The sequence below is a fragment of the Bradyrhizobium sp. SZCCHNR2028 genome, assembly GCF_032380995.1.
Classification (GTDB): domain Bacteria; phylum Pseudomonadota; class Alphaproteobacteria; order Rhizobiales; family Xanthobacteraceae; genus Bradyrhizobium.
This window is the reverse complement of sequence record NZ_JAUHJF010000012.1, coordinates 190,794-200,968: the sequence shown is the minus strand read 5'-3', so window position 1 is coordinate 200,968 and position 10,175 is coordinate 190,794. Positions and strand designations below refer to the sequence as shown.

At 66.5% G+C, this 10,175-nt stretch carries 10 protein-coding genes; 5 read left to right on the top strand and 5 right to left on the bottom strand.

Translation table 11 applies throughout. The features are described from left to right. Nucleotides 1-611 precede the first annotated feature (611 nt). The 3 genes from QX121_RS20165 to QX121_RS20155 all read right to left on the bottom strand — a co-directional run bounded on the left by QX121_RS20165 (nt 612) and on the right by QX121_RS20155 (nt 2,300). Complete coding sequence (locus QX121_RS20165; protein ID WP_315812854.1) at nt 612-1,190, bottom strand: DNA-binding protein; 579 nt, start codon at nt 1,188-1,190, stop codon at nt 612-614. Nucleotide 1,191: 1 nt separating this feature from the next. After that, nucleotides 1,192-1,548 carry a hypothetical protein gene (locus QX121_RS20160; protein ID WP_315812853.1) on the bottom strand — a complete coding sequence of 119 codons (357 nt, stop codon included), beginning with the start codon at nt 1,546-1,548 and terminating at the stop codon, nt 1,192-1,194. An 86-nt stretch (nt 1,549-1,634) separates the two neighbouring features. Beyond that, a complete protein-coding gene (locus QX121_RS20155) occupies nt 1,635-2,300 on the bottom strand; it encodes an XRE family transcriptional regulator (protein WP_315812852.1) in 666 nt (221 codons plus the stop codon). Nucleotides 2,301-2,505: 205 nt separating this feature from the next. Here QX121_RS20155 and QX121_RS20150 point away from each other — a divergent pair, with 205 nt between their 5' ends. The 4 genes from QX121_RS20150 to QX121_RS20135 all read left to right on the top strand — a co-directional run bounded on the left by QX121_RS20150 (nt 2,506) and on the right by QX121_RS20135 (nt 6,246). Further along, nucleotides 2,506-4,002 carry an amidase gene (locus QX121_RS20150; RefSeq protein ID WP_315812851.1) on the top strand — a complete coding sequence of 499 codons (1,497 nt, stop codon included), beginning with the start codon at nt 2,506-2,508 and terminating at the stop codon, nt 4,000-4,002. A gap of 40 nt (nt 4,003-4,042) precedes the next feature. Then, entirely contained in the window at nt 4,043-4,393 is a 351-nt protein-coding gene (locus QX121_RS20145; RefSeq protein ID WP_315740350.1) for a RidA family protein, read from the top strand. Between the two features lie 16 nt (nt 4,394-4,409). Then, nucleotides 4,410-5,648 carry an FAD-binding oxidoreductase gene (locus tag QX121_RS20140; protein WP_315812850.1) on the top strand — a complete coding sequence of 413 codons (1,239 nt, stop codon included), beginning with the start codon at nt 4,410-4,412 and terminating at the stop codon, nt 5,646-5,648. Between the two features lie 223 nt (nt 5,649-5,871). Beyond that, on the top strand, nt 5,872-6,246 hold the full coding sequence (locus QX121_RS20135; RefSeq protein WP_315740348.1) for a hypothetical protein: 375 nt from the start codon (nt 5,872-5,874) through the stop codon (nt 6,244-6,246). Nucleotides 6,247-6,363: 117 nt separating this feature from the next. Here the strand turns inward: QX121_RS20135 and QX121_RS20130 are convergent, their stop codons facing one another. Next, a complete protein-coding gene (locus QX121_RS20130) occupies nt 6,364-7,557 on the bottom strand; it encodes a polysaccharide deacetylase family protein (protein WP_315812849.1) in 1,194 nt (397 codons plus the stop codon). Nucleotides 7,558-7,797: 240 nt separating this feature from the next. Further along, nucleotides 7,798-8,634 carry a polysaccharide deacetylase family protein gene (locus QX121_RS20125; RefSeq protein ID WP_315797976.1) on the bottom strand — a complete coding sequence of 279 codons (837 nt, stop codon included), beginning with the start codon at nt 8,632-8,634 and terminating at the stop codon, nt 7,798-7,800. 110 nt (nt 8,635-8,744) lie between these two features. Between QX121_RS20125 and mgtE the strand changes: the two genes are divergently transcribed. Then, nucleotides 8,745-10,163 carry a magnesium transporter gene (gene mgtE, locus QX121_RS20120; protein WP_315754474.1) on the top strand — a complete coding sequence of 473 codons (1,419 nt, stop codon included), beginning with the start codon at nt 8,745-8,747 and terminating at the stop codon, nt 10,161-10,163. The last annotated feature ends 12 nt before the right edge of the window (nt 10,164-10,175 follow it).

Genomic DNA, 10,175 nt, shown 5'->3' with positions numbered 1-10,175 from the left:
CTCTCCTTGGCGCCAAAGACCGCCCCCAACAAACGACGCCCCTCTTGACAACTTACTCCCCATACAAGGTTCAGCCGAGACATCCCGGCATTCCCCGCGCGATGGCTTTGACGGCTTATACGTCCTCTCCCCGGGGACCGGCTGTCTTGCCCCCGTCACCCGCGCAACGCGAACGCGTTGTCACGAGCTTGGCCTCAGCACCGGGAGGCCAGGACCCTACGATTTCGCCGGCGCATCGGAATCGTTCGTCCGCATGTCGAGCATGCTGCGACTCGCTACGCCCACCGCATCCCACCCCGCGTGTCGTGACGATCGCGATACGCCCCTCGTGCCGAGGCGGGATGGTGGTAGAAAATCATGATTTTCGGAAAAACGAAAGGGGAATATTTTTCACGGAACGACTGGACAGGGGTGATGTGGTTGAGGGGGCAGACGAAAACAGAGTTTTGGCGCAACCGGGTTTTCTCCCGCGCTGCTCGGGACGGCGTTGAACCATGAGAGCGAGGAGACGTCGTTGCAGCCATGGCGCAACGTCCGACATGAAGAAGCCAAGACGGTTGTGCGGACACGAAGCCTCAGCGCGGCGACCGAGACTGGCTTAGTGCACAGCTCTAAGCCTGATCAGGTTCGGCTCCTCGATAGAAGAGTGCTCGTCCCTTCGGCATGAGCTGAAGCAATATGTCGTAGTCGGTGACATTTGCCGTCAGGACCACCAAGCCGAGCTTCTGCGCCTGAAGGAACAGCGCGCAATCGCGGAGAGCGCGGAACTTGCCATCTTTGTCATAACCCTGGGTTCGGCAAAAGATGCCTGACAGGAGTGCTGCGCGTCCTAGAATTTCGACGTCTGGGGTGAAGATGCGATGCGAGGGCGTCGCCTTGATCTGTCGTCCAACCACCGCGATGACGGACGCAGTGCGCGAGTCGGCTGGGTTCAAGGCGCCAACCGTGTGCATCAACTCCTGCACCGCAATGATCGAGTGGTTGACCTGACGACGCGCGATGACTTCGTCCAGAATGGGAGGCGAGCTCTGCATCTGGTCGATATAGACACAAGTGTCGAGCAAAAGTCCTTGTCCGGCAATCAGGCCGGGTCCGACAAATGGCAGCTCGTCATCGCTCCGCCGTGCCAGCGTCCCCCGTGGATCGAAACGCGCCCAGCGCCGCGCGCTCTCGTAGTCGAATGCCGCCACTTCAATAGCCGAGCTTCAGTTTCGGATCGACCGTCCCGCGCGATTCCTTGAAGACTTGCGCGAAATTATCCTCGAGCGCGATGGTCGCGAGAGCAAACTCGATAAGGTCGGTATCCGTTTCGATTCCCGTTTGCCGTTTGGCCTGCCGGACCAACGCGGAGCTCACGCGTCCGCCAATCCGTCCCGCCTTGTCCTTGAGGAGTCCGGACCGTTCGACTGCCCGCATGACTGCCTGGACGCGCGTCTCGCTCGGGACGACGCGTCCAATCGTCGCCTCATCACGAGGCCGACGCGACATGCCGTGAGCGGTTTGCTTGCCCCGGCGGGAGGGGGATTTGCCGGCAGGTGCCTTGGCCATGATGATCCGGGTTCTGTTGGACAAAAACCTTCTTTGTTCAACATAGCGCGTCTCGCCTCTGCTTCAACGTGCCGCCGACGCGCCCCTCACTCCACCGCATCCTTCTTCGCGATCCGGTGCAGCTGCTCGAACAGATCGGCCTGCTCACTCGTGCACAGACACACGCCCTGCGCGGAGTCCGTCTCGCCGGCGTTGAGGTAGGCGTGGCCCATGGTGCTGTCGAGATACATGCCGTCGCCTTCGTGCAGGATCTCGGGCGCGTAGAACTCGGTGTGGACGGCGATGGTGCCGCGGGTCACCAGGAAGTATTCCTCGCCGCTGTGGCGGAGCAGGGGGCCGAACTCCTCCAGCGTGCGGGCGCGCACCTCGGCGATCATCGGCACCATGCGCTTTCCGATCAGGTCGGTGCATTGATAGGTGTAGGTGTAGAACCTGGTGTTGACGATCTGGCCCTGGCCGGCGCGGCTGACGCTGCGGCGGGCGGTCACCGGGCGACCCGCCTCGGGACGCGGCGAAGCCGGGCTGAACAGCTCGGCGATGTCCATCTGCAGGCCCGAGGTGAGCTGCAGCAGCTTGTCATAGGTCAGCGACATCAGGCCGTTTTCGACCTTGGACAGGGTCGACAGCGCCATGCCGGTCTTTTCGGCGACCTGCTTCAGGGTCAGCCCGCGCGCCTGCCGGGCCGCCTTCAGGCACTGGCCGAGCTGGGAGTGGGGGGCTTCGGCTGAAACGCTGATGGCAGTGTCTGTCAAAGCGATCTCCGGAAAATCCGTTAGCGGATCAGGCGTGCCGATGGCCGGGGCAGGCCGACAATCTCGCCCCAAAGAACAACATATTCAATTGGGTGCCCCGATGTCCGAAGGTCATGCGTGGACAGCGGTGGAACAATGCGTTTTCGGGTCGTGCATTCGATTTCCTATATGCTAAATAGTTTTCCGAAACGGAAAAGAGAAGCCCGTGGAATCGATTTGCGACAAGACCGCCGTCGAGCTGGTCAACCTCCTGAAAACAAAGGCGATCTCGCCGGTTGCGCTGCTCGAATCGTGTCTGGACCGGATTGCGGCGGTGAATCCGGCCGTCAACGCGGTGGTGACCCTGGACGAGCCGGCTGCCCGCGCGGCGGCCAAGGCCGCCGAGGCCGAGATCGTGAGGGGCGAGGACCGGGGGGCGCTGCACGGTCTGCCGGTGCTGATCAAGGACACCCAGGACACCGCCGGGATGCGCTCCACCTATGGCAGCCCGATCCTGGCCGACAATGTCCCGGCCGTCGACCAGGCCTCGGTGGGCCGGCTGCGCGCTGCCGGCGCGATCATCTTCGGCAAGACCAACACGCCGGAATGGGCGGCGGGCGGCAACACCCGCAATCCGGTGTTCGGCGCCACCGGCAACCCGTTCGACCCGATGCGCTCGGCCGCCGGCTCCTCCGGCGGCTCGGCGGTCGCGCTCGCTTGCGGCATGGCCCCGCTGGCCTCCGGCTCGGACACCGGCGGCTCCCTTCGCAATCCGGCCGGCTTCTCCGGCATCGTCGGCATGCGGCCGTCCTACGGCCTCGTCGCCAGCGAGAAGCGCGCCCATGGCTGGTCGTGCCTGTCGACCGATGGGCCGATGGCGCGCGATGTCGCCGATACCGCGCTGATGCTGTCGGTGATGGCGAGCGACGATGCGCGCGATCCGCTCGCCTACACCTTGCCGGGCGAATCCGTGCGCGGCGCGCCATCGCGCTGGGCGGTGCCGCCGGCGGTCGAACTCAAGACGCTCAGGCTCGCCTTCACCGAGGATTTCGGCTTTGCGCCGACGGAAGCGCTGATCCGCCGCGCCTTCCGCGCGCGCGTGTCGCGCATCGCGCCGCTGTTTGCTGACGCGCACGAGAGCGCGCCCGATTGCAGCGGTGCCGACGAGACCTTCGCGGTGCTGCGCGCCTCGCTGTTCCTCACCCAGCACGGCAAGAATTTTCGCGAGCGGCCCGACATGCTGGGGCCGAACGTGCGCGCCAATGTCGAGGAGGGGCTCGGCTACAGCCTCGACGATTTTTCGCGCGCGAGCGCCAACCAGACCCGCATCTACCGCGCCTATCAGGGCTTCTTCGCAAGCCACGACGTGCTGATCAGTCCGACCATCACCTTGAGCCCGCGGCCGTGGGTCGAGCTGTATCCGGCCGAGATCGACGGCGTGCCGACACGCTCCTACTTCCACTGGCTGGCGCTTGCTTATGCGGTGACGCTCGCCGGCCATCCCGCGCTCAGCCTGCCGCTCGGCCTCGACGACAACGGCCTGCCGTTCGGTCTGCAGATCGTAGGTCCCCGCGGCGGCGATGCGCTGGTGCTCGGCGTCGCCGCGGCGCTGGAGGCCGCCTTTGCCGATGACTCCGAGCTGCGCCGTCCCCGGCCGGACCTCGCCAGGCTCGCGTCGCTGCCGCCGCTGGCGCAGACGCCGGGCTTCATGGCGTGGGATTGAGGCCGGCCATCATGATCAATACATCCTGGAGCGACTAACGATGTCCGACGCCCCCTCATGGCCGTTTTCGCTGGTGCGCCGCGCCGGCGGCCTGGTGTTCCTGTCCGGCGAAATCCCGGTTGCGGATGACGGCAGCATTCCCGAAGGCATCGCGGCGCAGACCGATCTCGTCTTCAAGCACATCTCGGAGACGCTTGCCGGCGAAGGCCTGACGCTCGACGACGTCGTGTCCTGCATGGTGCACCTCGCCGACAAGGCGGATTTCGCCGCCTACAACGAGGCCTATCGCAGGCACTTCAAGGACCCGCTGCCGGTGCGCACCACGGTGCAGGCCCAGATGATGGCGGATGTGAAGATCGAGGTCACCGTCGTCGCGGCGGCGCGGACCTGAGGCAGGAGTGATGACGATGCAAAGCGCGATCGTTCTCGGTGGCGGCATGGTCGGCGTCGGCACGGCGCTGCACCTGCAGAGCCGCGGCTGGTCAGTGGCGCTGGTCGACCGCAGGGAGCCAGGCCGCGAGACCAGCTACGGCAATGCCGGCATCATCCAGAGCGAGGCCGTCAGGCCCTACGCGATGCCCTATGATCTCGCCGGCGTGCTCGACATTGCGCTCGCGCGCACCAACGACGTGCACTACAGCCTCGCGGCGTTGCCCTATCACGTGCGCCCGCTGCTGCAATACTGGTGGAATTCGTTCCCCGCCCGGCACGAGGTGCTGACGCGGACCTATGCGCAACTGATCGCACGCGCCGCGCCCGAGCACGAGCCGCTGATTCTCGCGGCCGGGGCCGGCAATCTCGTGCGCCGCGACGGCTTTCGCGTGCTGCACCGGACGCAGGCGCAGTTCGACAAGGAGGCGAGGGAGGCCGAGGCGGTCGGCAAGGCGTTCGGCGTCAAGTTCAAGCTGCTCAGCGCACAGCAGCTCAAGCAGGCCGAGCCCGGGCTGATCGACAGCGGCATCGGCGGCCTGCACTGGCAGGAGCCGTGGACCGTGTCCGACCCCGGCAGCCTCGTCGGCTCCTATGCCGAGCTGTTCACGCGGCGCGGCGGCAAGCTGCTGCGCGGCGATGCGACCACGCTAGCACAGGCGGGCAGCGGCTGGGCCGTCACTACGGCGGAGGGACGCATCGAGGCCGAGGCCGTGGTGGTCGCGCTTGGACCGTGGTCGCCGGAGTTCCTGAAGCGGTTCGGCTACGACATCCCGATGGTGCGCAAGCGCGGCTATCACCGTCACTACAGCGGCGGCGCCCCGCTCGATCTGCCGTTGCGCGATGCGGCGCGCGGCTATCTGATGAACCCGATGGCGCTCGGCGTGCGCATCACGACCGGCGCCGAGCTGTCATCGCCGAATGCGAAGGCGACCCCGGTTCAGCTCGGCAAGGCCGAGGCTGCCGCGCGCCAGCTCATCGATCTCGGCAAGCCGGTGGAGCCCGAGCCGTGGATCGGCACGCGGCCGTGCATGCCCGACATGCTGCCGGTCGTCGGCCAGGCGGCGCGTCACAAGGGCCTGTGGCTGCATTTCGGCCACGGCCACCAGGGCTTCACGCTGGGGCCTGCGACGGGTCGCATCCTCGCCGAGCTGATGAGCGGCGAGGCGCCGAGCGTCGACGTCGCCGCCTGCGCGCCGGCGCGATTCGGCGCATAGCTGCGAGAGCTGCTGCAGCCCTGCAATTGCAGGCTGCAGCGGCGCTCTCCGGGCAGTCCCTTGTTTACCAAGCGGGCCTGTTCTGGCGCTGCAAAATTTCCACTTCACGAATTCGCAAGCCCGCTCTCCTAGGGTGACGCCGGTTGAACCAGGACGCGGGGGCGAAACGCGTTTCGTGAGTTCTGTCGTCGGCCAGTGATCCGAACATCATGTGGGGGAGCAGATGAACTTCACGGGCCTCGTGTACCGCTTCATCTCGAATTTCGTTTTTCTCGCGGCCGTCTATCTCAGCCTGAACTACATCGAGAAGTACCAGAACCGCGCCGTCCTGGCGCTCGTGGTGCTGATCTATGCCGGCATGCGCGCCGTCACGGTGGTGCGCACCTTCCATTTCTTCGGACGGATCGAGAAGATGGAATCGGACGTCCGCCGGCTGGCCGGCATGCTCGGCGACGGGCCGGTGGGGCAGGTGGTCAGCAGGCAGGTGGTGTCCGACGTCGGATCGCTGCGCAAGGACGGCGAGAAGAAGTCCTATATCGATCTGTTCTTCCTGGCCGCCGCCGTCATCCTCTGCGTCAGCAAGCTGGTCTCGAACTGACCGGTCGCACCGCAAGCGGTGTGCATCAGGCCGATCGCCGCGATATCGAGCTCGAGCAGCCGAAGGCGAGGGCGAGCGAATCGTGCCGCATCGCCGCGTGCAACATCTTGCGAATGTTCAGCGCCGCCTGAGGCTCGCGAGGCGCAGCGGACGCGGCGCCGGCTTGGCGGTCGCCGCCTTCGGGGCCGGGCTCTCGAGCCGGGCGAGCTGATGCCGCTGCGCCGACAGCGGCGCGACAGGCGGCCATGCGAACAGATTGGGCGCCGGCGCTGCCAAGGCCGGCGCTGCAAGGCGCGGCGCGAGCGGCGGACGCGGCCATGCCGGCTTCTGCGCGCCGTGCGTGACGGCCGCGGGCACGTCGAGAATGCCGAAATCGTCCAGCTTGGCGCGGGCGCGCGTTTCGGCGCCGGCGAGATCGACGGGCGCGATCCTGGGCCAATGCGCCACCGGGGTCTCGTCCGACGGACGATGCACCAGCCAATCCTCGGGCTCGGTCGGCGTCGCCGGCCGGTCCGGCGTTGCCGTCACGACGTGCACGATCTTGTAGTTCTTGGCCTTGAGATCGGCGAGGATCTTCGGCAGCGCCGCGACGGTGCGGGCCTGGATGTCGTGCAGCAGCAGGATGCCCTTGCCGCGCGCCTCCAGCCGCTTCATCGCGAGCTCGTAGACCTTGGCGCCGGAAATGCTGCGCCAGTCGTCGGCGAGGAAGTCGGCGCTCCAGACCTGCAGGCCGAGCGAGGCGGCGTAGCTTTCCACGGCGTCGCCGCGCAGCAGGCCGGGGACGCGGAAGAACGGCGACAGCGCGGAGGGATCGGTGAGCGCGGCCTTGGTCCAGGCGACGCCCTGATCGACCTCCGGCTGGACCTGTTCGAGCGTCATCTTGTTGAAGCTCAGCGGATGGTTCTGGCTGTGGGTGCCGATGGTGTGACCCGCGGCCGCGAGCTTCCTCACGCCCTCGGGATCGGCCTTGGCCTGGCGACCGATGGTGAAGAACGTCGCCTTGACGCATTGGTCGGCGAGAATCTGCAGCACCCGATTGCTGTATTTCGGCAGCGGCCCGTCGTCGAAGGTGATGACGACCTCGTGATCCTTCAGCGGCAGCGTCTCCTTGTACTGCATCGCGCCCAGGCGCGGATGCTCGCGCGGATCGACCACCAGGACGCGCGACGTGCCGAGCGCGTTCGGGTGTCCGGGACAATCGGCCGCCGATGCGGCTGACGATCCGACACTGGAGGCGACGCAGGCGACGGTGCCCAACAGCACTGCGAACCATGTTGGCCGTCCGACGCAAGCCCACCGACGATCACGCATCACGCTGCTCACATTCCCTTCACCGTCCCGGCCCGTTCGGCCAGGGTCTTCGACGCTCGATGATGTGTCGCAGCCGCCCGAGACGGGCAAGCGACCGCCAAGACATAGCAGGGATGTTCGGCTGTCGCGAGATGACATCGTTCCGGGTTCCGGTTTGCACGCGGCTGTTGCCGGATTGCAAGCGGTAGAAATCGCCGTGATCACGGCAGTCGAGCGTAGAGAGCGGTCCTGAACGACGGATTAACCACCTTCGTTCGGCGTCGTCGGCGCGGGTGAAGGGCGCTCGCTATGCTGCTCGTGATGCACATCTGCCGGCTGCTTCGGAACCACATGAACCACGCGATAGCCGTGGTTCTTCAGGTAGCGCAGGAACGCGGGCAGCATGGCGACCGTGCGCGGCTGCGGATCGTGCAGCAGGATGATGCCCTTGCGCGCCTGGCTCAGCCGGGTGGTCAGCAGCTTCAGCGTCTGCTGCGGTGACATCGGGTTCCAGTCGCTGGCCCAGAGATCGGCGCCGAACACGACGATGCCGCGCGACTGCAGCAGGTCGAGCGTCGCCGGTGTCGATTCGAAATAGGGAAAGCGGAAGAATGGTGTCGACGGCGTGGTCGTCTCCGCGCCGTTGAGCGCCTTCTCGTCGGCGCCGATGCCGCGATCGATCTCATCGACGGCCTGTCCCGGCGTGATGTGCGCGAGATTCGCATGCGTGAAGGTGTGATGGCCTATGGTGTGGCCTTCGGCCGCGATCTTCCGCACCAGCGCGGCGCGGCGCGACGCAGGCTCGCCGACCAGGAAGAAGGTCGCGCGCACGCATTCCCTGGCGAGCGCGGCGAGCACCTTGTCGGTCATCGGCGGCGACGGACCGTCGTCGAAGGTCAGCACCACCTCGCCGTCGTGCAGCGGCAGCGTGTCCGGGAAGCTCTTCAGGCCGACGCGCGGATGTGTCGCGGGATCGACGGTGAGAATGCGCGACGTGCCGAGCGTACCTTCGCGCGGGCATGCGGCGGGCGCGGCTGCGGCGACGTCAGCCGCAAGCAGCGCCGCCACGACGCAGGCCGCGTTTACCCATCCCGTCATCGGTCGCCAAAGCCGCATCTTTTCCCGTTGCGCTCGCTGTTGCCGATTATGTAATGCGTGAAAGCACAAATCAGACCATTTGCTCTGAAATCAAGCGCGTGAGGCACGTCATGAACGAGACATCGGACGTTGCCCATGCTGATGCTACTCTACGCGATCGCGCGCCGATGCGCACCGAATCCGGCGAGATTCGCGCCGAATTCATCGCGGCCATCACGGCGGCGATCGCCGCCGAGGACGAGGCGTTTCTGCGCGCCGAGGTCGCCGAGCTGCACGAGGCCGATCTCGGCGACCTGATCGCGGCGCTCGCGCCGGACGACCGTGTCCGGCTGGTCGAGCTGACCGGCACCGATTTCGACTTCTCCGCGCTGAACGAGGTCGACGACGCGGTCCGCGAGGAGATCCTCGAGGAGCTCGAGCCTGCGACCGTCGCCGAGGGCGTGCGCGAGCTCGAATCCGACGATGCGGTCGAGCTGCTGGAAAGCCTCGACGAGGAGGACAAGGAGGAGATCCTCGAACGCCTGCCGCCGTCGGAGCGCGACGCGCTGGCGCGCAGCCTCGACTATCCCGAGGGCTCGGCCGGCCGCCGCATGCAGAGCGAGGTCATCGCGGTTCCACTGGGCTGGACGGTCGGCGAGGCCATCGACTACATGCGCGAGACGCCGGATCTGCCCGAGCGGTTCTACGAGATCTATGCGGTCGACGACGCACGGCATTGGCAGGGCGCGGTGTCGCTCGATGCGCTGCTGCGCGCCCGCCGTCCGGTTCCGCTGGCCGATCTGATCGACGAGGACCGCCGTCGCGTCACCGTCACCGACGATCTCGCCGAGGTGGCGCGGCTGTTCGGCAAGTACAATCTGGTCGCGGCCCCCGTGGTCGATGCCGATAACCGGCTGGCCGGCGTCATCACCATCGACGACGTGGTCGACGTCATCGAGGAGGAGGCCGACGAGGATTTCAAGGCGCTCGGCGGCGTGTCGGGCGACGAGGAATTGTCCGACAGCGTCTGGACCATCGCAAAGGGCCGCTTCAACTGGCTGCTGATCAATCTCGCCACCGCGTTCCTGGCGTCATCGGTGCTCGGCCTGTTCGAGGGCCAGTTGCAGCAGATGGTGGCGCTCGCCGTGCTCGCGCCGATCGTCGCCAGCCAAGGCGGCAATGCCGCGACCCAGACCATGACGGTCGCGGTGCGCGCGCTGGCGACGCGCGAGCTCGGGCCGAACAATGCGATGCGGGTCGTGATCCGCGAGGGGCTGGTCGGGCTCGTCAATGGTCTGGCCTTCGCGCTCGTCACCGGCATCGCCGCCGTGGCGTGGTTCAAGATGCCCGGGCTCGGCATCGTGATCGGGCTTGCGATGATCTCGAATCTCGTCGCGGGTGCGCTCGGCGGCATCCTGATTCCGATGGTGCTCGAACGCGTCCGCGCCGATCCGGCCGTCGCCTCGGGAACCTTCGTCACGACGGTGACCGACGTCGTCGGCTTCTTCTCGTTTCTCGGCATCGCCACGCTGTGGTTCGGCTTGAAATAAGCGCAATCCCTG

Bases quoted from the DNA above. Each gene is read 5' to 3' on its own strand.
- QX121_RS20160 (WP_315812853.1), bottom strand. From the start codon at position 1,548: ATGGCCAAGGCACCTGCCGGCAAATCCCCCTCCCGCCGGGGCAAGCAA.
- QX121_RS20145 (WP_315740350.1), top strand. From the start codon at position 4,043: ATGTCCGACGCCCCCTCATGGCCGTTTTCGCTGGTGCGCCGCGCCGGC.
- QX121_RS20140 (WP_315812850.1), top strand. From the start codon at position 4,410: ATGCAAAGCGCGATCGTTCTCGGTGGCGGCATGGTCGGCGTCGGCACG.
- QX121_RS20135 (WP_315740348.1), top strand. From the start codon at position 5,872: ATGAACTTCACGGGCCTCGTGTACCGCTTCATCTCGAATTTCGTTTTT.
- QX121_RS20130 (WP_315812849.1), bottom strand. From the start codon at position 7,557: ATGCGTGATCGTCGGTGGGCTTGCGTCGGACGGCCAACATGGTTCGCA.
- QX121_RS20125 (WP_315797976.1), bottom strand. From the start codon at position 8,634: ATGACGGGATGGGTAAACGCGGCCTGCGTCGTGGCGGCGCTGCTTGCG.
- mgtE (WP_315754474.1), top strand. From the start codon at position 8,745: ATGAACGAGACATCGGACGTTGCCCATGCTGATGCTACTCTACGCGAT.